Raw genomic sequence first — 24,366 nt, 5'->3', positions numbered from 1 at the left:
CTGTAGATAAGCGCGGGTCGGTGCCGGGAGGCTGCTGGGGTGCGCGTCCGCCGGAAGTGTCCCTGTTGCCGTTGCCGGGCGGGCGCGTGCTAGGCGTTGAAATAGCTCCGCAGCTTGTCCACACGGTCGGTCAGTTCCCAGTTGAAGCCGACGTCTTCACGGCCGAAGTGCCCGTGCGCTGCGGTCTTCTGGTAGATGGGCCGCAGCAGGTCCAGCGCGTTGATGATGCCGAGCGGACGCAGGTCGAAGACCTCGCGGATCGCGGCGCCGATCGCAGCTGGGTCAACTGTCTCCGTGCCGAAGGTCTCCACGTAGATGCCCACGGGCTGCGCCATCCCGATTGCGTAGGCGATCTGGATCTCGGCGCGCTTGGCCAGGCCAGCCGCGACCACATTCTTCGCGACCCAGCGCATGGCATAGGCCGCCGAGCGGTCAACCTTGGACGGATCCTTGCCGCTGAAGGCGCCGCCGCCGTGCCGGGCCATTCCCCCGTAGGTGTCGACAATGATCTTGCGTCCGGTCAGGCCCGCGTCGCCCACCGGGCCGCCGATGACGAAGTCGCCCCCCGGGTTCAGGATGTGGCGCACATTGCTGATGTCCAGCTCGGATGCCGCCAGCACGGGATCGATCACGTGGGTCGCCAGGTCGGCGCGCAACTGGTCGAGGTTGACGCCCTGCGCATGCTGGGAGGAGACCACCACCGAGTCCACTGAAACTGGCACATCGCCGTCGTACCCGATGGTCACCTGGGTTTTGCCGTCTGGCCGGAGGTAGTCAAGGGTGCCGTCCTTCCGGACGGTGGTCAGGCGCTCGGAGAGCCGGTGGGCCAGCCAGATGGGGGTGGGCATCAGCACAGCTGTCTCGTCGCTTGCGTAGCCGAACATGATGCCCTGGTCACCGGCGCCCTGCGCGTCGTAAGGGTCAGCGCTGGTTCCCTGGCGGTTCTCCAACGAGTTGAACACTCCGCTGGCAATTTCGGGCGACTGCTGCCCGATGGAGACCGAGACGCCGCAGCGTGCGCCGTCGAACCCGTTGGCGGATGAGTCGTAGCCAATGTTCAGGAGCGTCTGACGGACCAGTTCGGGGATTTCGACGTACGCCTCGGTGGTGACCTCCCCGGCGACGTGCACCAACCCAGTGGTCACGAGGGTCTCGACGGCGACCCGGGACTTCGGGTCCTTCTCCAGCATCGCGTCGAGGATGGCGTCGCTGATCTGGTCGCAGATCTTGTCGGGGTGGCCTTCGGTGACGGATTCCGAGGTAAACAGGCGCAGATCGCTGCGAACGGGATTGGCTGAATTCACTTGATCACTCTACTTGGTTCGACCGACAGATTTGCGGCTTGTGTGACGGACTGTGTGACTGATGGGCTGGGCTTACCAAAGAACTACAACTGGGGTCTAAACGCACAGGCCGGCGAACCAGGGCCTGGTTAGCCTCGGCCCGCCAGCGCGGCTGCCACCCGGGCCACCACTGCGGCGGCGACGTCGGTTTTGGTACCGGCAACCTCAACTGGTTCGGCGCCGCGGGCATCGAGGATGGTTGCGGCAGTGTCATCGAGCCCAAACACCTTGCCGTCACCCACCTGGTTAAGCACCAGCAGGTCGCAGCCCTTCCGGGCCAGCTTCTGGCGGGCGTGGTCCAACGGGTCCGACGTCGCGTCGCCGGTTTCGGCCGCGAATCCCACAATGACCGGCCCGGTACCCGCGGCGTCACGCTGCTCAACGGCTTCCCGGAGAATGTCGGGATTGCGCACCAGGGTGATCACGGGGTCGACGCCGTCGGCGCGTTTCTTGATCTTGGTGAGGACCTGCTCGGCCGGCCGGAAGTCGGCTACCGCAGCGGCCATGATGAGCGCGTCGGCCTGTTTCGCTGCGCGCAGTGTCGCGGTCCTGAGCTGCTCGGCAGTTTCGACCGTGACCAGATCGACGCCGTCGGGGGCGGGGACCTCCACATGGGCGACGATCAATTCGACGGTCGCGCCCTCCGCGAGGGCGGCCGCGGCCAGTGCCATCCCCTGCTTGCCCGACGAGCGGTTACCGAGATAGCGGACTGGGTCGATGGGTTCGCGGGTGCCACCAGCGGTGATCACTAGGTGCCGGCCGGCGAGTGAGCCTTGTGCCGTACCCGAGGAGGACATGTCCTGATTGGCGCCCTCGTAAGCCGCCATTGCGGAGGCGAAGATGTCGGCGGGCTCGGGTAGCCTGCCAGCGCCGGAGTCGGTGCCGGTCAACCGTCCCGAGGCGGGATCGAGCACCAGCGTGCCCCTGCTGCGGAGGGTCGCAATGTTGGCGACGGTCGCGGGGTGGTTCCACATCTCGGTGTGCATGGCGGGTGCCATCAGGACCGGGCAGCGGGCCATCAGCAGGGTCCCGGTCAAAAGGTCGTTGGCCATCCCGGCGGCGGCCCGCGCAATCAGGTCCGCAGTGGCAGGGGCAATGACCACCAGGTCGGCCTGCTGGCCGAGACGCACGTGGTTGACCTTGTCGACGTCGTCGAACACGCTGTTGCTGACCGGGTTCCCGGAGAGTGCCTCCCAGGTGGCGGTCCCGACAAACCGGGTTGCCGCGTCCGTGGGAATGACTGTGACGTTGTGCCCCGCCTCAGTAAAGAGTCGGAGGAGGGAAGCCACCTTGTAGGCGGCGATCCCTCCCCCGACTCCCAGAACTACGCGCACTTGCTCAGCGTTCGGTTAGGCTCGGCTGCAATCACAAGAACAGCAGAAACTACTGCTCGGTTGATTCGACCGGGGTGGCGACGAGCATGCCCTCGTTGATCTCGCGCAGGGCGATCGAGAGCGGCTTCTCGTTCAGGCGGGTGTCGACCAGGGGGCCAACGTACTCGAACAGGCCCTCATGCAGCTGGGAGTAGTATGCGTTGATCTGCCGGGCGCGCTTGGCACCGTAGATCACCAGGGCATACTTCGAGTCCGAAGCCTCCAGCAGGGAGTCGATCGGCGGGTTGATGATGCCTTCAGGCTGTGTTGACACAAATACTCCGTAAATGGTTCAGATTGTTGGTGGGACAGCGGCTACCAGGTCACGCGCTAACGTGCCTGAGGGCTTAGTCCCATCAGTGATACAAGCTCGTCCGCTGCGCGCTGAACACTGTCATTGACCACCGTGTGGTCGAATTCAGGCTCAGCGGCAAGTTCTAGTTTAGCGGTTTCCAGCCGTTGCTGCTGTTCCTGCTCAGTTTCGGTCCCCCGGCCGACCAAACGGCGCACCATCTCGTCCCAGCTGGGCGGTGTCAGGAACACGAAATTAGCCTCGGGCATTGACTCCTTGACCTGCCGGGCTCCCTGCAGGTCGATCTCCAGCAGCACCGATTTCCCATCGGCCATCGCCGCGTCGACAGTCCGCCGGAGGGTGCCGTAGCGGTTGCGGCCATGGACCAGCGCCCACTCGAGCATCTGGCCGGTGGCTACCAGGTCGTCGAACTCCTCGTTGCTCACGAAGAAGTAGTGGACTCCATCCACCTCGCCCGGCCGCGGTGGCCTGGTGGTGGCTGAGACGGACAGCCAGACCTGCGGGTAGTTGTCGCGGATGTAGGTGGATACGGTTCCCTTACCGACGGCCGTTGGCCCGGCGAGTACTGTCAGCCGAGGCTGCGACACGTGGTTCCTTACTTACAGGTCTGCTGCCTTGCCCCGATCAGGGCGAAGGGTCCTGCTTTGCTAGATGTTCGATCAATGCCTGGCGCTGGTGCACACCCAGCCCCCGCACACGGCGGGTCGCGGCGATGCCGACGTCGTTCATGATGCCTGCCGCGCGCACATCCCCCACGCCCGGCAACGCCTTCAGCAGGTCCAGCACCTTCAGCCGGCCCACCGCGGGATCCATCGACATACCGTTGACGACGTCGCTGACCGTGGTTTCCCCCGATTTCAGCTTCACCTTCAGATCTGCCCTGACCGCACGGGCCGCAGTGGCCTTCTCGCGCGCTTGAGTCCGTTCGGAGTCCGATAGCGGCTTCAAGCTCACAAGTGCTCCCCTGCAGTTGGCACCGTGCCGCGCTGGACGCTCGGGTAGATGCATTTCTTGTGGAATGGGCTTCCACTGAACCTATCTGTTGAGGCGGCACAAAATCAATTGCGCAGTTCCGCCAGCGCCTGTTCCGCGGCCGTCCGAAGCTTGCTGCTGTCAGGTCCGGCCCGCAGGATGCTGCGGCTCGCGCTCCCGAGTACGAGCGGGAGTGCCGAGCCGAACGTATCGGCGACTTCCTTACGGCCGGCGCCCTGGGCGCCGATGCCGGGAGCAAGGATGGGGCCGTTCAGCTCCGCCAGGTCCAGGCCCAGGGTGCGCACGGCCGCGCCAGCCGTTGCTCCGACCACCAGGCCCACCGATCCGAGCCCGACGGCGTCGCGGTTCTCCCGGGCGGCGGCGTCGGCGATCAGCCGGGCCACCGCCTGGCCGCTGGTGTGGCTGCTGGTTGATCCGTCGGCCCCAGACCCGCCGGTCCGGTCGGTCACCTGCGCGTGCTGGATGGACGCGCCCTCCGGGTTGGACGTCAGTGCCAGCACAAACACACCGCGGCCGGTCGCGGCCGCGAGGTCCAGTGCGGGACGCAGGGATTCGAACCCCAGGTAGGGGTTGAGCGTGACAGCGTCGGCCGCCAGGGCCGACCCGTCCCGAAGCCAGGCATCCGCGTAGGCGGCCATGGTGGAACCGATATCGCCGCGCTTCGCGTCAGCGATGGTCAGCACCCCCTGGTCAGCAGCGTCAGCCAGCAGCCGCTCCAGAGCCGCCATCCCGGCAGAACCGTGCCGTTCGAACAGCGCCACCTGGGGCTTGAGGATGGCGGCTGTTCCGCCGACGGCCTCCAGCACCGTCAGGGCGAAGCGTTCGCAGCCAGCGGCGTCCTCGGCCAGCCCCCAGTCGCGCAGCAGCGCCGGGTGCGGGTCGATTCCCACACACAGGCCGCCGCGGTCCTGCATGCGGGCGGCAAGCCGGACCCCGAACGAGGGCCTAGCGAGCGGCATTGCGGGCTTCGGTTGCCGCCTGCAGGTTGGCGGCGTGTTCCTGGAGGCTGGTCACCGACCACTCGTAGGAGCGCATGGCCTCAATCGCCTGGACGGCAGCGCCGAACTCGGGGACGGTCGTGATGACCGGGAGCCCGTACGAGGTAGCGGCCGCCCGGATCTCGTAACCGTCGCCACGGGCCTGGCCGCCCGAGGGGGTGTTGATGATCATGTCGATGGTGCCGTCGGTGATCAGGTCCACCACTGTGCCTTCGCCGTGCTCACCGGTTCCCTCGGCGATCTTGCGCACGGTGGTGGCCTGGATGCCGTTGCGGCGCAACACGTCGGCTGTGCCGCCGGTGGACAGGATCTCGAAGCCCAGATCGACGAGCCGCTTGACCGGCATGATGATCGAGCGTTTGTCCCGGTTGGCCACCGACACGAATACCCGGCCCTCGGTGGGAAGGGCAGCGTTGGCCGCTGACTGGCTTTTCGCGAACGCGGTGTCGAAGTACTTGTCGATTCCCATCACCTCGCCCGTTGAGCGCATTTCGGGGCCAAGCAGCGAGTCGACGACTGTGCCGTCGGGGGTGCGGAACCGGCTGAACGGCAGGACCGCTTCCTTCACGGACACCGGTGCGTCCAGAGGCAGGTCCCCACCGTCGCCGGTCGCTGGGAGGAGTCCATACTCGGCGCGGAGGGCCGCGATGGACACCCCGGTCCCGATCAGGGCGGCTGCCTTGGCAAGCTGCACCCCGGTCGCCTTCGACACGAAGGGCACGGTACGGGAGGCACGCGGGTTGGCTTCCAGTACGTACAGCACATCCGAAGCCAGCGCGAACTGGATGTTGATGAGCCCGCGGACCCCTACGCCGTCGGCGATCGCCAGAGTCGCCTCGCGGACGCGCTGCAGGATGTCGGCGCCCAGGGTGATAGGCGGCAGGACGCACGCCGAGTCTCCGGAGTGGATGCCTGCCTCCTCAATGTGTTCCATGATGCCGCCGAGGTACATGTCGGTGCCGTCGTAGAGGGCGTCGACGTCGATCTCGATGGCGTCCTCAAGGAACCGGTCGATCAGGACCGGGTGGGCCTCGGTGATTTCGGTGGCGTTGGCGATGTAGCGGGAAAGGTTGGCCTCGTCGTAGACGATCTCCATTCCGCGGCCGCCCAGGACGTAGGACGGCCGGACGAGGACCGGGTAACCGATCTCGTCGGCGATCTTTTTGGAGTCCTCGAAGGACACGGCGGTGCCGTTCTTCGGCGAGATCAGCCCTGCCGCGTCGAGGACCCGGCTGAACGCACCCCGGTGTTCGGCCAGGTCGATCGCCTCGGGTGATGTGCCGAGGATCGGGATACCGGCGTCGGCCAGTTCCTGAGCGAGTTTCAGCGGAGTCTGCCCACCGAGCTGCACGAAGACCCCCATCACGCCGCCGGTGCGGTCCTCGGCTGCGATCACCTCAAGGACGTCCTCAAGGGTGAGCGGTTCGAAGTACAGGCGGGTGGAGATGTCGTAGTCGGTGGACACCGTTTCGGGGTTGCAGTTGACCATCACCGTTTCGTAGCCGGCCTCGCGCAACGCCATGGACGCGTGGACACACGAGTAGTCGAACTCGATGCCCTGACCGATCCGGTTCGGGCCGGAGCCCAGGATGATGATCGACGGCTTCGCGTGCAGGCCCACCTCGTCCTCCTCATCGTAGGACGAGTAGTGGTACGGGGTGTAGGCGGCGAACTCTGCGGCACAGGTGTCGACGGTCTTGTAGACCGGGCGCACGCCAAGGGCGTGGCGGACTCCCCGCACCACAGCTTCGGGGGTGTGGGTCAGCGCGCCGATCTGCTCGTCGGAGAAGCCGTGCCGTTTGGCCAGCCGCAGCATCTCCTCGGTGAGCGCTGGCGCCTCCCGGACGGTCGCGGCCACCTCGTTGAGCAGCACCAGCTGGTCCAGGTACCACGGGTCGATGCCGGTCGCCTGGTAGAGCTCATCGATCGTGCCACCGCCCAGCAGTGCCTGCTGCACCTGGGCGAGGCGCTCGGTGGTGGGCCGCTTGGCAGCGGTGATGAGGGCCGGCACATCGATATCGACCGACGTGTCGAAGGACAGCTGTGAGCCCTTCTGCTCCAGGGAGCGCAGTGCCTTCTGGAGGGCTTCAGTGAAGTTGCGGCCGATGGCCATCGCCTCGCCCACCGACTTCATGGTGGTGGTCAGGGTGGGGTCAGCCGCGGGGAACTTCTCGAACGCGAACCGGGGCACCTTGACCACCACGTAGTCGAGGGTCGGCTCGAACGAGGCGGGGGTCTTCTGGGTGATGTCGTTCGGGATCTCGTCGAGGGTGTAGCCGAGGGAGAGCTTGGTGGCGATCTTTGCGATCGCGAAGCCGGTGGCCTTGGAGGCCAGTGCCGAGGACCGGGAGACGCGCGGGTTCATTTCGATGACGACGATGCGGCCGGTGTCGGGCTCGATGGCGAACTGGATGTTGCAACCGCCGGTGTCGACCCCCACCTCCCGGATGATGGCGATCGAAATGTCACGCAACCGCTGGTACTCGCGGTCAGTGAGGGTCATGGCCGGGGCAACCGTGATCGAGTCTCCAGTGTGCACACCCACCGGGTCGAGGTTCTCGATGGAGCAGACCACCACCACGTTGTCGTTCTTGTCCCGCATCATCTCAAGTTCGTACTCTTTCCAGCCGAGGATGCTCTCCTCGAGGAGGACCTCGGTGGTGGGACTGTACTGGAGACCCTGGCCGACAATACGGCGCAGGTCCCTTTCGTTGTAGGCAAGACCCGAGCCGAGCCCACCCATGGTGAAGGAGGGGCGGACCACCATCGGGTAGCCGAGGTCGGCTGCCGCTTCAAGGGCACCGTCGATGGAGTGGATGATCATGGACCGGGCCGATTCGGCGCCGCAGCGGGCTACAACTCCCTTGAACTTCTCGCGGTCCTCCCCCAGCTCGATGGCAGCGATGTTGGCACCGATCAGTTCCACCCCGTACTTCTCCAGGACACCGTTCTTGTCTAGGGCGATGGCGGCGTTCAGGGCGGTCTGCCCACCGAGGGTGGGAAGGAGTGCGTCGGGGCGCTCCTTCTCGATGATCTTGGCGACCACCTCGGGGGTGATCGGCTCAACATAGGTGGCGTCGGCGAACTCGGGGTCGGTCATGATGGTGGCCGGATTGGAGTTGACCAGGATGACCCGCAGGCCCTCCTCCTTCAGCACGCGCAGCGCCTGCGTTCCCGAGTAATCGAATTCGGCGGCCTGGCCGATGACGATCGGCCCGGAGCCGATGACCATGACGCTTTTGAGGTCGGTTCTGCGTGGCATCTAGTTTTCTTCCTTGTCGTTTGCGTCGCTGCTCAGCTGGTGACCGGACCGGGTGTCGGTCATCAACTGGATAAACCGGTCGAACAGGTACGCCGAATCATGGGGTCCGGCTGCCGCTTCCGGGTGGTACTGGACGGAGAAAGCGGGCAGGTCAAGGCAGGCCAAGCCCTCGACGACGTCGTCGTTGAGGCTGACATGGCTGACCTCGACCCGCCCGAACCGGGCTTCGGGGGCCTGGGTGGGGCCGTCGAGGGGTGCGTCGACGGCGAACCCGTGGTTCTGTGAGGTGATCTCCACCTTGCCGGTGCGCCGGTCCAGGACCGGCTGGTTGATACCGCGGTGGCCGTAACGGAGCTTGTAGGTGCCAAATCCGAGCGCGCGGCCCAGGATCTGGTTGCCGAAGCAGATGCCGAAGAACGGAATCCGCGCGTCGAGCACCTCCCGCAGCAGGGTGACCTGGGGGTCGGCTGTTGCCGGGTCGCCCGGTCCGTTGGACATGAACACCCCATCGGGTGATTCCCGTGCCACCTCCGCGAAGGTGGAGTTGGCGGGAAGGACCACCGTGCGGACCCCGCGCTGAGCGAAGTGCTTGGGGGTCATCGACTTGATTCCCAGGTCCAGGGCGGCGACGGTGAACAGTGGCTCACCCTCCCAACCGTTGTCGGACGGTTCCACCACGTAGCGTTCTGTGGCGCTGACCTCCTCGGCGAGCCGGGCACCCTTCATCGATTCCTGGCCGAAGACCTGCGCCAGCAGCTCGGCGTCGGACCCGGCGGCTGCCGGACCAGAGAAGATTCCAGCCTTCATCGCACCGCGTTCACGGAGGTGCCGGGTCACGGCGCGGGTATCGACGCCCTGGATGCCGACGATCCCCTGGTCCCGGAGTTGCCCGTCGAGGCTCTGCTCGGACCGCCAGTTGGAGGGGCGGCGCGCGGCGTCGCGCACGATGTAGCCGGCGACCCAGATCCGGCGGGACTCGGCGTCGTCGTTGTTCACCCCGGTGTTGCCGATATGGGGTGCCGTCTGGACCACCAGTTGGCGGGCGTAGGACGGGTCGGTGATGGTCTCCTGGTAGCCGGTCATGCCGGTGGCGAAGACAGCTTCGCCCAGCGCAGTGCCCTGCGCCCCGTAGCTGCGGCCGCGGAAGGTGCGGCCGTCCTCGAGGATCAGTACTGCAGCGCTCTCGGTTGCTGGCTGGCTGGATTCTGTCACTGTGTGTCCTTCATGGGGTTTTGACGCTGTGCCGGGGGTGTGTGGGTGTTGGGCGAGGGCTGGGTGCTGGCGGGGGCGAGGGCAGCGGCGGCGTCCAGTAACCCGTTGCGGTCCTGGGCCTGGCGGGTGCGGAAGCCAGTGTCGACGGGCGTCCCGTTGAGGGCCCAGGTGAAGACCACCAGGCCGTCCTTCTCCACGAACTTGCCGGCCATCCCGCGGTCCAGCCTGACGCTCCTGAGGTCGGCACGCCTGATAAACAGGTCGCGCGCACCGCTGCGGACCATCATGATGCCCTCCTCGTGGACGCTGGCAGTCGCGTTGGACTTCACGCCCAGGCCGTGGACGGCGATCCGGTCAAGCCAATCCCCCGCCGTCGTCGTGACGACGTACTGGCCGTTGGCGACATACGCCGGGTCGCTGAGCTCCTCGGGCGCCTCGGGCGGGGCGGGGACGTCCCGCTGCCGTGCGAGGCGGCCGCGCCACCCCAGGACCCCGAGGGCGATGGCGGCGGCGATGATGCCCGTGGAGAGGGCGACGGGCATTAGCCAGTCCATGTGGATTCCTCAGCTGCTGTTGGGTGCGGGGTGTTCAGGCGGCCGTCCAGCACGGTTGGGTGACCCCTGAAGAACGTGGCGTGGACGGCTCCGGGTAGCTCAGTGCCGGCAAATGGGCTGTTGCGGCCCATGGTGGCCATTTTATCCGGATCGACCACCCAGCGTGCCTCCGGATCAACGAGTGTGACGTTAGCTGCCTCACCTTCGGCCAGCGGTCGGCCCTGCCGGTCCAGGCCCCCGATCGTCGCCGGGGTGTGAGAGGTGACGCGGGCGAAACCTTTCCAGTCCATCAGGCCGGTGTTGATCATGGTGTGCTGGACCACCGAGAGGGCGGTTTCCAGCCCGGTCATGCCCATGGCTGCCTGCGCCCATTCGCAGTCCTTGTGTTCGGACGGGTGCGGTGCGTGGTCGGTGCCGACAATATCGATGGTGCCGTCGGCCAGCGCCTCCCTGAGGGCCTGCACGTCTTCGCCGGTGCGCAGGGGCGGGTTCACCTTGTAGACAGGGTTGTAGGTGCGCACCAGGTCATCGGTGAGGAGCAGGTGGTGCGGGGTGACCTCGGCGGTGACCCTGATACCGCGGGCCTTGGCCCAGCGGATGATCTCCACTGATCCGGCGGTTGAGACGTGGCAGACGTGAAGCCGGGACTGCACGTGGTGCGCCAGGAGGACATCCCGGGCAATGATGCTTTCCTCGGCGACGGCGGGCCAGCCGGTCAGGCCGAGTACCGCCGACACTGCGCCCTCGTTCATCTGGGCTCCCTCGGTGAGCCGGGGTTCCTGGGCATGCTGGGCGATCACGCCGTCGAACGCCTTGACGTACTCCAGCGCGCGGCGCATCAGAACGGGGTCGCTGACGCAGACGCCGTCGTCGGAAAACACCCGAACACCGGCCCGCGAGTCGGCCATCGCACCGAGTTCGGCGAGCTGGGTGCCGCCGAGTCCTACGGTGACGGCGCCCACCGGGCGGACCTCGACCCAGCCGGCCCGGCGGCCCAGGCTGTAGACCTGTTCCACCACGCCCGCGGTATCCGCGACGGGGGTGCTGTTGGCCATGGCGTGGACCGCTGTGAAGCCGCCCCTCGCTGCGGCGCGGGTACCGGTTTCGACGGTTTCGGCGTCCTCCCGGCCGGGTTCGCGGAGGTGGGTGTGCAGGTCCACCAGGCCGGGCAGCGCGACGAGGCCGTCGGCGTCGATCACCGTTGCCCCGGCAGCCGTGAGGCCCGGTCCGACACCGGCGATCACTCCGTCTGCGATCAGCAGGTCGGCGCGTTCCTGGCCGAGCAGTGCTGCGCCGCGGATGAGGTAGCGTGCTGGTGCGTTCATCGGTGGTTCTCCTGGGTGGGGGTGGGAAGTGCCGGAGCGGGACCCGTCTGGTCCTCGCCCGCGAGCAGCAGGTACAGCGCGGCCATCCGGACTGAGACGCCGTTGCGCACCTGCGCCAGTACGGTCGAGCGGGACGAGTCGGCTGCTGCCGCGGAGATCTCAAGGCCGCGGTTCATTGGCCCGGGGTGCATGATGACGGTGTCATTGAGCCCGTGGGTGTCGAGCGCCGCCAGCCGGGCGTCGTCGAATCCCCAGCGGCGTGAGTATTCGCGGGTGGAGGGGAAGAACGCGGCATTCATCCGTTCGGCCTGGAGCCGGAGCATCATCACCGCGTCGGGGCCGGCGGCGAGGGCTTCGTCCAGGTCGTAGGTGATTCGGCAGGGCCAGTGTTCTGCGCCGACCGGGACGAGAGTGGGCGGCGCCACCAGCGTCACCGTCGCGCCGAGCGTCACCAGGAGCCACAGGTTGGACCGCGCCACCCGGGAGTGCAGCACGTCGCCGACGATGGTGACCGCCATCCCCGACAGGTCGGACCCGTGGGAGGGGATGCCGTTGATCTTCGCCCAGTGGCGCCGCAGGGTGAAGGCGTCCAGCAGTGCTTGGGTGGGGTGTTCGTGCATCCCGTCCCCTGCGTTGATCACCGCAGCGTCGATCCAGTCCGATGTCGCCAGCCGGGCGGGCGCGCCGGAGGCCCAGTGCCTGATGACCACAGCGTCGGCGGACATGGCCTCAAGGGTCTGCGCGGTATCCTTCAGCGACTCGCCCTTGGACACGGACGACCCCTTCACCGCGAAGGTGATGACGTCAGCGGACAGGCGTTTCGCTGCCGCTTCGAAAGAGATCCTGGTCCGGGTGGAGTCCTCGAAGAACAGGTTCACCACCGTGCGTCCGCGGAGGGTGGGCAGTTTCTTGATCTCCCGCTCCCCTACTGCAGCCATTTCCTCGGCGACGTCGAGGATCCGGATGGCGTCCAGCCGGGACAGGTCGCGGGTGGACAGCAGGTGCCTCATGCGGGGCCCTCGATGACAACCTCGTTGACCGGCTGGCCGTTCACCGCGTCGATTTCGGCGAGGTGAACGCGGACCTTCTCGACGGAAGAGGTGGGAAGGTTCTTTCCCACGTGGTCGGCCCTGATGGGAAGTTCACGGTGCCCGCGGTCCACCAGGACGGCCAACCGGACGGCCCGTGGCCGTCCCAGGTCCACGAGGGCGTCGAGTGCGGCACGGATGGTCCGCCCGGAGTACAGGACGTCGTCGACGAGCACTACAACCTTGTTGTCGATGCCCGACGGCGGCAGCTGGGTCCGCAGCGGCGGGCGGGTCGGGTGGTGGCGAAGGTCGTCCCGGAACATGGTCACGTCGAGCTGCCCAACGATGGCGGCGGGATCGAGCACCGAGCCGGTGGCCTGGTTCTCGGCGGCAGCGATCTTGCGGGCCAGACGCTGGGCGAGGGGGTACCCGCGGCGTGGGATGCCCAGCAGCACCAGGTCGGCGGTCCCCTTGTTGGCCTCGAGGATTTCGTGGGCAATGCGGGTGAGCGCACGGTCAATATCGGCTTCGGCGAGAACGACACGCGAGAGGACACTCTCAGACTGAGGTGCAGGCATGTTCATTTGACGCTTCCTCCTTCCCCGCCTCACAGGACGGAACTTAAAGGTTGGTTGCGCTGTCAAAACTATCACAGCGGGCGCCGCGCCCCGGGTGCCGATCCTTTCTGTGACGCTCCTGCCACGACGATCTATTGTGTGAGGATGAACATCGCCGCCCCGCCACCCTGGGAATCCTCGCAGCCCCTCCACCCGGTCTGGGAACAGGGGGTGCGTCGGGGGCCCGGCGTCGTCAATGTCCTCCTCGTAGCGGTTGCCGCGTTGGTCCTGGTGGTGCTCGCCTGGTTCCTGAGCACCACCCTCGGCGGCGTCGCCCTGATCCTGTGCGGGATTCTTGCGCTGATCCCGCTGTCCATCTGCGTGGCGGGGCTGATGTGGATCGACCGGTGGGACCCCGAACCGCGGGGCGCGCTCTGGTTCGCGTTCCTGTGGGGGGCCGGAATCTCGGTGGTGGCTGCCCTCGTGTTGGGCACCTATGTGACTGAACTGCTGTCCCTGGCGCTGGCGTCCACCCCGTCGGACGTGATTGGTCCGGTGCTGCAGGCACCCCTCGTGGAAGAGATTGCCAAGGGCTTGGGCGTGCTGATTCTGGTGTTCTCCCGGCGCAGCCACTTCGACGGGCCGGTCGACGGGATTGTGTACGCCGGGATGGTGGGAGCGGGCTTTGCCTTCAGCGAGAACATTCTGTACTTCGGCGCAGCCGCGCTGGATGGCGGCGGGCTGGGTGGGCTGGTGTCAGTGTTCGTGATCCGGGGACTGTTCTCGCCGTTCGCCCACGTGATGTTCACCGCTGCCCTCGGGGCCGTAATCGGCTTGGCGGTGGCCCGTAGCGGCAGACGCTACATTTTCCCAGCGTTCCTCCTAGGTCTGGTTCCCGCGATCGCCGGGCACATGCTGTGGAACGGTGGCCTGCTGGTGCTGTTCACCGATTTCTTCGAGTTCTATTTCCTCATCCAGCTGCCCCTGTTCCTCGCTGCCCTCGCCAGCATCATGGCACTCCGGCGTGCCGAACGGCGACTGACCGAGAAACGGCTGGGCGGTTATGCGGAGGCCGGGTGGTTCACCGGCCAGGAGGTGCAGATGCTGGCTACCCCCGGGGGGCGCTCACAGGCGCTCGGCTGGGCGCGGCGCTTTGGCCGTCAGCAGACCATGAAGGCGTTCATCCGCTCGGCCACCCGGCTGGCGTTCACCCGCCAGCGCATTGTCGCTGGCCACGACCGGCAACTGAACCTCTCCCGCGAACAACTGCTGTTGGCCGACGTCACCCGGCTACGGAACGAACTGTTCACCGCGTCCCGCCGTCACACCAACGCCTGAGAGGATTGGTGGGCGCGCAGCCCGGGCCTGAGGGGGCAATCGCCGGAAAGCCTCCTCAGCTGCCCCAGGCGGTGACTGCCAGCTGGCGGACAATCTTGCCCCGGTCGTCAATCTCGGCGGTGGCAATCGACAAAACCTCGGTGCCGTCGTCGTAGCGGCAGGCCTCAGTGAAGGTCAACCGGTTCCCGCTCACCATCGGATTTTCTAGCCGGTGGGTCATCTCGCGGGAGCACACGTCACGGAGGTGCTCCGCAATCTGCTCCCCGCCGATGAAGGTGCGGGGCCGCGCCGGCGGATGGTCGTTGTCCACTTCGGTGACCTCGGCGTTCTCCGCGTAGAGCGACGCCAACAGGGTCGCATCACGTCCTTCGACACCCTGGCGAAGGGTGTCCATCCCGAATCCACTTCTCGTCTTCATCACATAACTCCCTGCCAGTGATTCCGATAATAATAACTAATGTTATTACTCATTGCCGGGTAGGGCCATGCCGAAACGCGCCTGGCAGGGAGCGGGAAACGGGCAGGGACGCGTCTAGGCGAGGAGCGTTGGCTTCAGTTGCTGAAGGCGACCGAGGAGGCCATTGATGAAGGCCGGCGACTCGTCGGTGGAGAGCATTTTCGCCAGTTCCACAGCCTCGCTGACCGCGACGCCGTCGGGCACGTCAGAGTTGTAGAGCAGTTCCCATGCACCGATACGGAGGATCATCCGATCCACTGCCGGCATCCGGTCAAGAGTCCAGCCCTGCGAGTAGGTACCGAGAAACTCGTCGATCTGCTCGCCCTGGGTCATGACTCCCTCGATGATATCCACCGAGTAGGGGGCCACGATCGTGTCGGTCTTTTCCCGTCGGGCCTTCAAGGCTTCAAGGGGTGAAACGGCACGCTGTTCCGCTTCGAAAAGGATATCGAGTGCCCTGCGGCGGGCTTTACTGCGGGCACTCACTCGTTGACGCGTCCCAGGTAGTCTCCGGTGCGGGTGTCGACCTTGACCTTGGTGCCGGTCTCCAGGAACAGGGGAACCTGGATGTCGTAGCCGGTTTCGACTGTGGCTGGCTTGGTGCCACCGGTGGAGCGGTCGCCCTGCAGGCCCGGCTCCGTGTAGGTGACCTCAAGGACCACCGACGGCGGCAGCTCGACGTAAAGGGCTGATCCCTCATGCATGGCGATGGTGACCATGAGGCTCTCAAGCATGAAGTTTTCGGCCTGGCCGACGGTCTTTCCGGGCACGGTGAGCTGGTCGTAGTCCGACGTGTCCATAAACACGAAGTCCTCGCCGTCCTTGTACAGGTACTGGTAGTCGCGGCGGTCCACTGTGGCGGTCTCGATCTTCAGGCCGGCGTTGAAGGTCTTGTCGACCACCTTGCCCGAGAGGATGTTGCGCAGCTTGGTGCGGACGAAGGCGCCGCCCTTGCCGGGCTTGACGTGCTGGAACTCGAGAACGTTCCACAGGTTGCCTTCAAGCTTCAGCACCGTGCCGTTTTTGATGTCGTTTGTGGTAGCCACAGGGTCTCTTTCGTTCGAACACATCGTTCCCCGGGCAGTAAGGATCCGGGGCCACATGCAGTGGGGTGGGAAAAGTCCAGAGCCCATTCTACCTTGTGGGACAGCCCGCGGCTGCGGCGGTGCCGCGACGGCTGGTTAGGAAGCAATCTCCTGGTAGGCCGCGAACAGGAGCGACGTGTCCGGCACCTCCAGCATGCTGGGCCGCGCGACGTCGTCGAGCACGACGAACCGCAGGAGGTCCCCGCGCGACTTCTTGTCCCGGCGCATACCGTCGAGCAGGGCAGCCCAGCGGTCCTTGCGGTAGGTGACCGGAAGCTCCAAAGACTCCAGGACGCTGCGGTGACGGTCAGCTGCCTCGTCGCCGAGCCGGCCGACCATACGGGAGAGCTCAGCGGCGAACACCAGACCCACCGAGACGGCGGCGCCGTGCCGCCAGGAGTACCGTTCGGCCAGTTCGATTGAATGCCCGAGGGTGTGCCCGTAGTTGAGGTACTCGCGTCGGCCGTGGTCTTTCAGGTCCCCGGAGACGAAGTCGGCCTTCACCGCGACCGACCGTTCGATCAGCTCGCGGACCGTTGCGGATCCGCCGTCGGACACCGCTGCCGGGTCGGCTTCGATCAGGTCGAGAATCTTCGGGTCGGCGATGAAACCGCACTTCACCACCTCGGCCATGCCGGTGAGAAGTTCGTTGCGCGGCAGGGTCTGCAGCGTGTCGAGGTCCGCTAGGACGGCGGCGGGCGGGTGGAACGCCCCCACCAGGTTCTTGCCCTCGGCAGTGTTGATCCCGGTTTTCCCGCCCACGGCCGCGTCGACCATGCCGAGGAGGCTGGTCGGCAGGTGGACCACCTTGACGCCGCGCAGCCAGGTTGCGGCGACAAAACCGGCGAGGTCAGTAACCGCGCCGCCACCGACTGCCACTACCGCGTCGGAGCGGGTGAAGTCGTTCTGGCCGAGTACCTGCCAGCAGAAGGCAGCCACCTGAATGTGCTTGCCCTCTTCGGCGTCGGGGATCTCGGCGGTCACTGCGGTGAACCCGGCATCGGCAAGTTCGGCCCTGACGGTGTCGCCGGTGCTGCGCAGCGCCCTGGGGTGGATCACCAGGACCCGGCGAACCCGTTCACCCAGCACTGCTGGAAGCCGCTCCAGCAGACCGTGTCCAATGACGACGTCGTAGTTCTCGGCGGTGGTGGTCCCGGTGACCTTGATGACGGTCGGCTCATTCGCCATGACTGTCCCCCTCATTGTTGTAAAGCTCGCTGTTGTGAAGCTTGCGGTTGTAAAGCTCGCTGTTGTGAAGCTTGCGGTTGTGAAGCTTGCGGTTGTGAAGCTTGCGGTTGTGAAGCTCGCTGTTGTGAAGCTTGTCGTGTGGATTCTGAAGTTGTGTGCTGAGCTCGGTGACGAGCTGGTCGATGCTGTGGCCGCGGGTGTCCAGGACGATGTCGGCCAGGCGTTCGTACACCGGTCGACGCTCACGGTCCATCCGGGTCCACGCCTCGACCGGGTCGCCGGCAAGGAGGGGCCGGCTCCTGTCCCGGGTGATCCGGCGACGGACGGTGGCCAGGTCCGCGTCGAGGAAAACCACCCGTGCGCCAGCGAGCAGCGCCTGGGTGCCTTCGTCCAGGACCGCGCCACCGCCGAGGGAGACCACCGTTTCAGCGGAGGCCTCCGCGAGTACCTCGGCGACCACCCTGGCCTCGAGCCGCCGGAACGCCTGCTCACCCTGCTGGCTGAAGATCCTGCTGATCCGTCCGTGACGGGCGACGATCAACTGGTCAGTGTCGATGAACGACCAGCCCAGGCGGGACGCCAGCTGGGCACCCACCACTGACTTGCCGGTCGCCATCAGCCCGATGAAGGCCACCGGCCCCCGGACTGGTGGCTCCATTAGTTCCCGGCCGAGTTCAGTGCGGTGGGAATGGCCGCCAGGTACGACTGGAGGTTACGGGCGGTCTCCTCGACCGAGTCCCCACCAAATTTTTCGGTGACCGCTTCGGCGATCACCAAGGCCACCATGGCTTCGGCGACGACGCCGGCGGCGGGCACGGCGCAGACGTCTGACCGCTGGTGGTGCGCGCGGGCGGCGTCGCCGGTGCTGACGTCGATGGTGCGCAGGGCGCGCGGCACGGTGGCGATCGGTTTCATGGCCGCCCTGACCCGCAGGGTGTCACCGATGCTCATGCCGCCCTCGATTCCGCCCGCACGGTTGCTGGCGCGTTCGATCATGCCGGAGTCACCGCGGACGATCTCGTCGTGGGCACGTGACCCGCGCCGGGACGCGGTGAGGAACCCGTCGCCGACCTCGACACCCTTGATCGCCTGGATGCCCATCAGCGCCGCCGCCAGCCGGGAGTCGAGCCGCCGGTCCCAGTGCACGTAGCTGCCAAGTCCCGGAGGCAGCCCGTAGACAACCACCTCGACAACGCCACCCAGGGTTTCGCCTTCCCTATGGGCGGCGTCGACCTCGGACACCATGGCCAGGGAGGTCTCATGATCGAAGCACCGCAGCGGATCCAGGTCCAGGGCGATCACGTCGGTGGGGATGGGCAGAGGCGAGCCTTCGGGAACGGCCACCGAGGCGATCGCCACCGTGTGGCTGACCAGGCTGATTCCGAGCGCGGACAGGAAGCGCGAGGCCACCTCGCCGAGTGCGACCCTGGCTGCTGTCTCCCGGGCGCTGGCTCGTTCGAGCACGGGCCGCGCCTCGTCGAACCCGTACTTCTGCATTCCGGTGAAGTCGGCGTGGCCGGGGCGGGGGCGGGTGAGCGGCGCGTTCCGGGCCAGCTCCGCGAGTTCGCTGGGGTCCACCGGATCGGCGGACATGATCTGGTCCCACTTGGGCCACTCGGTGTTCCCCACCTGGATGGCCACTGGCCCACCCTGGGTGAGCCCATGGCGCACGCCGCCGATGATGCTCACCTGGTCCTGTTCAAACTTCATCCTGGCGCCGCGGCCGTAGCCAAGCCGCCTGCGCGCCAGCGCAGCTTGAATGTCACTGCTCGTGATCTCCACGCCTGCAGGCATTCCTTCAATAATTCCCACCAGTGCCGGTCCGTGGGATTCTCCGGCAGTTAACCAACGCAACATGCTTCCAATCCTGCCACGGTGACGTGGCTGTTTCAGCGAGCGGGGGCTCCGACTGCGTCACACATGACTTTTAACACCAGCGCTGGATCGCGAAAGTCGGATCCCGTGAACAGTCTGACCTGCTCCACCGCCTGGTAGATCAGCATCTCCAGTCCGGGCACGATCGCACCATCACGAGCCTCCCAGGCCGCAGCAAGGGGGCTCGGCCAGGGGTCGTAGGCGACGTCCAGGAGGACCGGCTGGGGATGGTGCTCCCGGGGGACGGGCAGGTCGACCAGACTGCCAGCCAGCGCGTCGGCGCCACCCGGGGGCAGGGTGGAGATGACGACGTCGGCGGCCAGGAGTCCTGCGGCAGCCCCGTTCCATTCGCGCAGCTGCACCTGAAGACCCAGGGTGTCGCCGAGGACGCTCAGCGGAGCAGCCCGCCCGAGCGACCTGACGAACACTGTGACCCCGGTGGCGCCGAGCAACTGCAGGGCCGCCAGCGACGCCGCAGCGGTGCCGCCGCCACCGAGGATCACCGCTGACCGGGGTGCTTCGAGCACCCCACCGTGCCGGAGGGCGCCAACAATCCCGGCGACGTCAGTGTTGTGCCCGGTCAGGACCGCCTCCGGTCCCGAAGCGTCAACTGTCACCGTGTTCAGCACTCCCAACACGCCCGCCAGGGAAGTCACTGAATCCACCAGATCCACCATCGCGGTCTTGTGGGGCATGGTGACCGACAGTCCCCGCCAGTTTCCGGAGCCGCGGACACCGGCGACAAATGCCGGGAGATCCTCCGGCGTCACGTCGACCGCCTCGTAGCTGCAGTCGAAGCCCAACAGGTCATAGGCGGCCCGGTGCAGGGCTGGTGACCGGGAGTGCCCAATCGGTGATCCGATCACTGCGGCCCGCAGACTGTGCGGGCGGGCGGCTGGTCCGGCGGCGGAGTGCGCCGTCGGGGTCACCTAGCTGCACCTGCCAGGGTTGTCGGCACACCAGGCCTGGTACTCGGCAACGTAGACGGCGTGTTCGGCGAGGGTCTCGGAGAACTTGGTCTCGCCGGTGTCCAGGTCGACGGTCACCCAGTAGTAGAACGGGACGTCGGCGGGGTTGACTGCCGCATCAATGGCTTCCGCACCGGGCGATCCGATGGGTCCGATGGGTAGTCCCGGGTTGGCGAACGTGTTGTAGGGGTTGGAATCGTCCTGGCGTTCCTCTTCGGTGAAGTCGAAGCTCCGCCGGTCCAGCCCGTAGGTGACAGTCGCATCGGACTGGATCAGCCCGTTGGTCTCCGTGTTGTCTTCCCGGAGGCGGTTCTCGATCGATCCGGACACTGCTGCGTAGTCGGCTTCCCCGGCTTCGGCTTCGATAATGCTGGCGATGGTGAGAATCCGGAACTGCTCGGCCGGGTCAGTGACGCCCGCTTCCTCTAGCAAGGCAAAGCTGTTATCGACCATGATCTGGATCATTTCCACCGCAGTGGTGCCGATGTCGAACCGGTATTCTCCCGGCGCCAGGTACCCTTCCAGGCTCGGAGCAACCTCGGGGATACCAAACTGCGTGGGGTCTGCTGCCAGCTCCTCGAAGGCCTCCCGCGGGACACCTGTCGATTCGGCGAGGATGTCGAGAGTCTCACCCTGTCGGAGACCCTGCGCGACGGCCGCGTAGAGCACCTGGTTCGCTTCGACGTCGAGCAGGGCCAGCGCGGCGCCCTCGGAGGACATCTGGTAGCTCAACTCGTATTCGCCGGGCTGGACCTCGCGCCCGTCCGCCACCTGCTGGAGGGCGGCAACGAACTCGGACCCGTCCGCGACGATGTCCTGGGCCTCAAGGCCCGTGCCGATGGCGAGGGGGCCAGCGCCGTCGGGGACCGTGAAGACAACGCTGCCTTCACCGGGTCCGGCATAGTCGGTGATGTCGTCGAGCCCCAGGAGGTCGCGCAGCATCAGGGAGACCGCGACGACCACGCCGATGAAGCCGAGGACGACTACCAGCATGACCACCGTGCGGCGGCGACGTCGGCGCTGCTTGGCTTTGGCAGCCCGGTGGCGATGGTGGCCCGTGGGGGCTTCGAAGAACTGGTCCACCTGTTCGACGGGCTCGTCGTGGTGGTCGTATGCGTCGTCATTCCCGCCGTCGTTGGCGTGGCGCTCGGGCTCGCTGTCGGCGGCCGGGAACTGGGGGTGGTGGTGGCTCACAGTTCCGGGTTCCTTTCGCGGGTGTTCTCCGTAATGACTGGCTCCTTGGTAGGGGTCAGCGGATCCCCTTGTGGATGGTCCCGCCGACGTGCGTCGACCAGATCCCCCACATCCCGCATTTGTGACCTTTGCATATCCATGGCGTGCTGGAGAATTTCCACAGCCGCCACCTGATCTACCACCTTACGGTGGTTGCGGGTATTCAAGCCAGCTTGCCGGAGCGACCGGTGCGCCGAAACGGTGCTCAACCGTTCATCGATCAGCCGGACACTGGCTGTCAGGCCGGCCCGGCCGATGGCGTTGGCCAGCTCCTGGGCGTACCCGCGCGCCATCTCAGCCGACGCCGACTCGGTACCACTGAGGTTTCGCGGCAGCCCGACAAACACCTGGACGGCATCCCGCTCGATGATCTCCCGGATCAGTATGAACAGGTCCGACTTCTTCTTCAGATCCCGTTTCAGGGTCCTCACCGGCGTGGCGAGCAGCGAATCGCTGTCGCTGCTCGCCACCCCTACCCGCACCATCCCGACGTCAACACCGATCTTGACGCCCCGCGGATAGTCGCCTCCGGTGCCGTGCCCACTCATCGTCGGTGCCCGCTCATCGCTTTGGCTGCTGGCTCAGCGGGCCGCGACGGCTTCACGGATCGCGGTCAGGGCTGATGCCACCTTGGCGGGATCGGACCCGCCGCCCTGCGCGACGTCGTCCTTGCCGCCGCCTCCGCCACCGAGAATCCCGGCGGCGACGCGGACCAGTGCTCCGGCCTTCACGCCAGCGGCGCGTGCCTCCTCGTTGGTGGCGACCAGGACCAGCGGACGGTCGTTGCTCACCCCTGCGGTCGCGACGACTGCTGCACCGGACCCGAGCCGGTTCCGGAGATCGAGCGCGAGGGTCCGCAGGTCATCGGCTCCTCCGATGGTTCCGGCGTCGTGTGCGAGGAGACGGACGCCGTCGACGTCGACAGCGCTGCCGACGAGGGCAGCCGCTGAGGCGCTGAGGGCCTCCTTGCGCAGCCGTTCGAGTTCCTTCTCGGCCGTCTTGAGCTTCGCGAGGGTGGCGGAGAGCCGTTCGGGCAGCTGAACCGACGGCACCTTGAGCATCTCGGAGAGCTCGGTGACCAGGGCCCGCTCGGCAGCCAAATGCCGGAAAGCATCCATACCGACCAGAGCCTCGACCCGGCGGTTGCCTGATCCGACCGACTGTTCGCCGAGCAGCGTGAGCGACCCGATGAGCGAAGTGGACCCGACGTGGGTGCCACCACAAAGTTCCCGTGACCAGTCCCCGTCGATCTCGACCACCCGGACGGTGTCGCCATAGGCTTCACCGAACAGTGCGGTCGCGCCGAGAGCTTTCGCCTCATCAAGCTTCATCAGCTTGGTCTCGACGGTGTGGTTGTTGCGGATCGCGATGTTGGAAACCTCTTCGATCTCCGACTTGGCGGCGGCGCTGATGCCCTCGCCCCAGGAGAAGTCGAACCGCAGATAGCCTGCCTTGTTGAAGGAGCCGCGCTGCAGGGCTTCTGGGCCGAGGATCTGGTGCAGTGCTGCATGCACAATGTGGGTGCCCGAGTGGGCCTGCTCCCCCGCGTGCCGGCGCTGCCGGTCGACTGCCGCCACCACGGGGGCGCCGACCGAGACTTCGCCCTCCCGGACGACCGCACGGTGGACGCTCAGGCCCTTGACCGGGCGCTGGACGTCGAGGACCTCGACCACGAAACCGTTGCCGGTGATGAGTCCGACGTCGGCGGCCTGGCCACCGGCCTCCGCATAGAACGGCGTCTGGTCCAGGATCAGGTCGATCTCGGCTCCCTGGCTGGCGGCGGGCACGGCAACCCCGTCACTGACGATGCCGGTGATCAGCGATTCGGTGGTGAGCTCGTCATACCCGGTGAACACTGTCTGGCCGGCTGCCAGCAGTTCGGTGAAGACCGACAGGTCGGCCTGGCCTGCTTTCTTCCCGCGGGCGTCCGCCTGGGCGCGCTGCCGCTGCTCGAGCATCAGCGCACGGAATCCGTCGGCGTCGACTGCGAGTCCTGCCTCTGCTGCCATTTCGAGGGTCAGATCGATGGGGAAACCGAAGGTGTCGTGCAGGGCGAACGCGTCCTCACCGGAGAGCGGCCGGCCTGCAGCCTTGGACTCCTCGACTGCGCCTTCGAGCCGGGCGGTTCCGGAGGCGATGGTGCGTAGGAAAGCGCGTTCTTCGGCGTAGGCGATCCGGCTGATCCGCTCGAAGTCGTTCTCGACCTCCGGGTAGGTGCCCTTCATGGCGTCGCGGGAGGCGGGGAGGAGTTCGGGCAGGCAGGCACGTTCGACGCCGAGCAGCCGCATGGCACGGACGGCGCGGCGGATCAGCCGGCGGAGCACGTAGCCGCGGCCCTCGTTGGAGGGGGTGACGCCGTCGGAGATGAGCATCAGGGCGGAGCGGATGTGGTCGGCTACAACCCGCATCCGGACGTCGTCGGTGTGGTGCGGGTCGGTGTCGGACTCGGCGCTGGTGTAGGTCTTGCCGGAGAGTTCAGCCGCCCGGTCCAGGACGGGACGGACCTGGTCGGTCTCGTACATGTTCTCGACACCCTGCAGGACCAGCGCGAGGCGCTCCAGTCCCAGACCGGTGTCGATGTTCTTTGCGGGCAATTCGCCGGCGATGTCGAAGTCCTCTTTGCTGCGCACGGCGGAGAGCTGGTACTGCATGAACACGAGGTTCCAGATTTCGATGTACCGCGGTGAGTCAGTTGCCGGGCCGCCAGCGATGCCGTACTCGGGCCCCCGGTCGTAGAAGATTTCCGAGCAGGGACCGCCGGGTCCGGGCTGGCCGGTGCTCCAGTAGTTCTCTGCCTCGCCGAGCTTCTGGATCCGTTCTGCAGGGACGCCAACCTGGTCCCGCCAGATGGCCAGAGCTTCGTCGTCGTCCTTGTACACGGTGACCCAGAGGCGGTCGGGGTCAAGACCATAGCCGCCGTCGTCGAGCGTGGAGGTCAACAGTTCCCACGCCATCGTGATGGCGCCTTCCTTGAAATAGTCGCCGAAGGAGAAGTTGCCGCACATCTGGAAGAACGTCCCGTGGCGGGCGGTCTTGCCCACCTCCTCGATGTCGCCGGTCCTGATGCACTTCTGGATGCTGGTGGCACGGTCGAAGGGCGCCTTTTCACGCGCCGTCAGGTAGGGGATGAAGGGGACCATTCCCGCAATGTTGAACAGCAGGGACGGGTCGGTCGACACCAGCGACGCCGACGGCACCACCGTGTGTCCCTTGCCTTCGAAGTACGCGAGCCAGCGGCGGGCAATCTCATGGGATTTCATGGAA

The 24,366-nt window shown here is 66.5% G+C and carries 23 protein-coding genes; 1 reads left to right on the top strand and 22 read right to left on the bottom strand.

What is annotated here, in order from left to right; genetic code table 11:
* Positions 1–89: 89 nt before the first annotated feature.
* The 12 genes from metK to pyrR form a co-directional block, all read right to left on the bottom strand.
* Positions 90–1,304: a methionine adenosyltransferase gene (gene metK, locus HMI57_RS16730; protein WP_171587134.1), complete on the bottom strand. Its 1,215-nt coding sequence runs from the start codon at positions 1,302–1,304 to the stop codon at positions 90–92.
* A 128-nt stretch (positions 1,305–1,432) separates the two neighbouring features.
* Complete coding sequence (gene coaBC / locus HMI57_RS16725) at positions 1,433–2,677, bottom strand: bifunctional phosphopantothenoylcysteine decarboxylase/phosphopantothenate--cysteine ligase CoaBC (RefSeq protein ID WP_171587133.1); 1,245 nt, start codon at positions 2,675–2,677, stop codon at positions 1,433–1,435.
* Between the two features lie 49 nt (positions 2,678–2,726).
* On the bottom strand, positions 2,727–2,990 hold the full coding sequence (gene rpoZ / locus HMI57_RS16720; RefSeq protein ID WP_019482806.1) for a DNA-directed RNA polymerase subunit omega: 264 nt from the start codon (positions 2,988–2,990) through the stop codon (positions 2,727–2,729).
* Positions 2,991–3,046: 56 nt separating this feature from the next.
* Entirely contained in the window at positions 3,047–3,616 is a 570-nt protein-coding gene (gmk, locus tag HMI57_RS16715) for a guanylate kinase (RefSeq protein WP_171587132.1), read from the bottom strand.
* A gap of 37 nt (positions 3,617–3,653) precedes the next feature.
* On the bottom strand, positions 3,654–3,983 hold the full coding sequence (gene mihF, locus HMI57_RS16710) for an integration host factor, actinobacterial type (RefSeq protein ID WP_171587131.1): 330 nt from the start codon (positions 3,981–3,983) through the stop codon (positions 3,654–3,656).
* Between the two features lie 104 nt (positions 3,984–4,087).
* Positions 4,088–4,981, bottom strand: a complete 894-nt coding sequence (gene pyrF / locus HMI57_RS16705; protein ID WP_171587130.1) for an orotidine-5'-phosphate decarboxylase — start codon at positions 4,979–4,981, stop codon at positions 4,088–4,090.
* Positions 4,968–8,282, bottom strand: a complete 3,315-nt coding sequence (gene carB, locus HMI57_RS16700) for a carbamoyl-phosphate synthase large subunit (protein WP_171587129.1) — start codon at positions 8,280–8,282, stop codon at positions 4,968–4,970. Before carB ends, pyrF begins: the two co-directional genes overlap by 14 nt.
* Positions 8,283–9,494 carry a glutamine-hydrolyzing carbamoyl-phosphate synthase small subunit gene (carA, locus tag HMI57_RS16695; RefSeq protein ID WP_171587128.1) on the bottom strand — a complete coding sequence of 404 codons (1,212 nt, stop codon included), beginning with the start codon at positions 9,492–9,494 and terminating at the stop codon, positions 8,283–8,285. It abuts the gene before it with no gap.
* Positions 9,491–10,048, bottom strand: a complete 558-nt coding sequence (locus tag HMI57_RS16690; protein WP_225668003.1) for a hypothetical protein — start codon at positions 10,046–10,048, stop codon at positions 9,491–9,493. The genes carA and HMI57_RS16690 overlap by 4 nt, the downstream gene beginning before the upstream one ends.
* Positions 10,036–11,373, bottom strand: coding sequence for a dihydroorotase (locus HMI57_RS16685; RefSeq protein WP_171587127.1), 1,338 nt, complete (start codon positions 11,371–11,373; stop codon positions 10,036–10,038). The genes HMI57_RS16690 and HMI57_RS16685 overlap by 13 nt, the downstream gene beginning before the upstream one ends.
* Entirely contained in the window at positions 11,370–12,383 is a 1,014-nt protein-coding gene (locus HMI57_RS16680; RefSeq protein WP_171587126.1) for an aspartate carbamoyltransferase catalytic subunit, read from the bottom strand. The genes HMI57_RS16685 and HMI57_RS16680 overlap by 4 nt, the downstream gene beginning before the upstream one ends.
* Entirely contained in the window at positions 12,380–12,979 is a 600-nt protein-coding gene (gene pyrR, locus HMI57_RS16675) for a bifunctional pyr operon transcriptional regulator/uracil phosphoribosyltransferase PyrR (protein WP_171587145.1), read from the bottom strand. Before pyrR ends, HMI57_RS16680 begins: the two co-directional genes overlap by 4 nt.
* A 144-nt stretch (positions 12,980–13,123) precedes the next feature.
* Between pyrR and HMI57_RS16670 the strand changes: the two genes are divergently transcribed.
* Entirely contained in the window at positions 13,124–14,296 is a 1,173-nt protein-coding gene (locus tag HMI57_RS16670; RefSeq protein ID WP_171587125.1) for a PrsW family intramembrane metalloprotease, read from the top strand.
* 55 nt (positions 14,297–14,351) lie between these two features.
* Here the strand turns inward: HMI57_RS16670 and HMI57_RS16665 are convergent, their stop codons facing one another.
* The 10 genes from HMI57_RS16665 to alaS all read right to left on the bottom strand — a co-directional run bounded on the left by HMI57_RS16665 (position 14,352) and on the right by alaS (position 24,362).
* Positions 14,352–14,714, bottom strand: coding sequence for a nuclear transport factor 2 family protein (locus HMI57_RS16665; RefSeq protein ID WP_171587124.1), 363 nt, complete (start codon positions 14,712–14,714; stop codon positions 14,352–14,354).
* A 114-nt stretch (positions 14,715–14,828) separates the two neighbouring features.
* Complete coding sequence (gene nusB / locus HMI57_RS16660) at positions 14,829–15,239, bottom strand: transcription antitermination factor NusB (protein WP_171587123.1); 411 nt, start codon at positions 15,237–15,239, stop codon at positions 14,829–14,831.
* Positions 15,236–15,799 carry an elongation factor P gene (gene efp, locus HMI57_RS16655; protein ID WP_019482818.1) on the bottom strand — a complete coding sequence of 188 codons (564 nt, stop codon included), beginning with the start codon at positions 15,797–15,799 and terminating at the stop codon, positions 15,236–15,238. Before efp ends, nusB begins: the two co-directional genes overlap by 4 nt.
* A 135-nt stretch (positions 15,800–15,934) precedes the next feature.
* Positions 15,935–17,026 carry a 3-dehydroquinate synthase gene (aroB, locus tag HMI57_RS16650; protein WP_171587122.1) on the bottom strand — a complete coding sequence of 364 codons (1,092 nt, stop codon included), beginning with the start codon at positions 17,024–17,026 and terminating at the stop codon, positions 15,935–15,937.
* Positions 17,016–17,684: a shikimate kinase gene (locus HMI57_RS16645; RefSeq protein ID WP_171587121.1), complete on the bottom strand. Its 669-nt coding sequence runs from the start codon at positions 17,682–17,684 to the stop codon at positions 17,016–17,018. The genes aroB and HMI57_RS16645 overlap by 11 nt, the downstream gene beginning before the upstream one ends.
* The gene (gene aroC / locus HMI57_RS16640) at positions 17,684–18,883 is read right to left on the bottom strand and encodes a chorismate synthase (protein WP_171587120.1); all 1,200 of its coding nucleotides are present in this window, start codon (positions 18,881–18,883) and stop codon (positions 17,684–17,686) included. Before aroC ends, HMI57_RS16645 begins: the two co-directional genes overlap by 1 nt.
* A 32-nt stretch (positions 18,884–18,915) precedes the next feature.
* A complete protein-coding gene (locus HMI57_RS16635) occupies positions 18,916–19,830 on the bottom strand; it encodes a shikimate dehydrogenase (RefSeq protein ID WP_171587119.1) in 915 nt (304 codons plus the stop codon).
* Positions 19,831–21,063, bottom strand: coding sequence for an endolytic transglycosylase MltG (gene mltG, locus HMI57_RS16630; RefSeq protein ID WP_171587118.1), 1,233 nt, complete (start codon positions 21,061–21,063; stop codon positions 19,831–19,833). It lies immediately after the preceding gene.
* Positions 21,060–21,650 carry a Holliday junction resolvase RuvX gene (gene ruvX, locus HMI57_RS16625; RefSeq protein WP_171587117.1) on the bottom strand — a complete coding sequence of 197 codons (591 nt, stop codon included), beginning with the start codon at positions 21,648–21,650 and terminating at the stop codon, positions 21,060–21,062. Before ruvX ends, mltG begins: the two co-directional genes overlap by 4 nt.
* Before the next feature lie 33 nt (positions 21,651–21,683).
* Entirely contained in the window at positions 21,684–24,362 is a 2,679-nt protein-coding gene (alaS, locus tag HMI57_RS16620; protein WP_171587116.1) for an alanine--tRNA ligase, read from the bottom strand.
* Positions 24,363–24,366: the final 4 nt, after the last annotated feature.

The sequence above is a fragment of the Arthrobacter sp. 260 genome, from assembly GCF_013116745.1.
Classification (GTDB): domain Bacteria; phylum Actinomycetota; class Actinomycetes; order Actinomycetales; family Micrococcaceae; genus Arthrobacter_D.
Note: the sequence above shows the minus strand (reverse complement) of the source record. Positions and strands in the feature narration are given on the sequence as shown.

Excerpts from the sequence above, each read along its gene's own strand:
- HMI57_RS16685 (WP_171587127.1), bottom strand. The coding sequence starts at position 11,373 with ATGAACGCACCAGCACGCTACCTCATCCGCGGCGCAGCACTGCTCGGC.
- aroB (WP_171587122.1), bottom strand. The coding sequence starts at position 17,026 with ATGGCGAATGAGCCGACCGTCATCAAGGTCACCGGGACCACCACCGCC.
- pyrF (WP_171587130.1), bottom strand. The coding sequence starts at position 4,981 with ATGCCGCTCGCTAGGCCCTCGTTCGGGGTCCGGCTTGCCGCCCGCATG.
- HMI57_RS16680 (WP_171587126.1), bottom strand. The coding sequence starts at position 12,383 with ATGAGGCACCTGCTGTCCACCCGCGACCTGTCCCGGCTGGACGCCATC.
- HMI57_RS16645 (WP_171587121.1), bottom strand. The coding sequence starts at position 17,684 with ATGGAGCCACCAGTCCGGGGGCCGGTGGCCTTCATCGGGCTGATGGCG.
- aroC (WP_171587120.1), bottom strand. The coding sequence starts at position 18,883 with ATGTTGCGTTGGTTAACTGCCGGAGAATCCCACGGACCGGCACTGGTG.
- ruvX (WP_171587117.1), bottom strand. The coding sequence starts at position 21,650 with ATGAGTGGGCACGGCACCGGAGGCGACTATCCGCGGGGCGTCAAGATC.
- alaS (WP_171587116.1), bottom strand. The coding sequence starts at position 24,362 with ATGAAATCCCATGAGATTGCCCGCCGCTGGCTCGCGTACTTCGAAGGC.
- HMI57_RS16690 (WP_225668003.1), bottom strand. The coding sequence starts at position 10,048 with ATGGACTGGCTAATGCCCGTCGCCCTCTCCACGGGCATCATCGCCGCC.
- HMI57_RS16670 (WP_171587125.1), top strand. The coding sequence starts at position 13,124 with ATGAACATCGCCGCCCCGCCACCCTGGGAATCCTCGCAGCCCCTCCAC.
- carB (WP_171587129.1), bottom strand. The coding sequence starts at position 8,282 with ATGCCACGCAGAACCGACCTCAAAAGCGTCATGGTCATCGGCTCCGGG.
- pyrR (WP_171587145.1), bottom strand. The coding sequence starts at position 12,979 with ATGCCTGCACCTCAGTCTGAGAGTGTCCTCTCGCGTGTCGTTCTCGCC.
- HMI57_RS16665 (WP_171587124.1), bottom strand. The coding sequence starts at position 14,714 with ATGAAGACGAGAAGTGGATTCGGGATGGACACCCTTCGCCAGGGTGTC.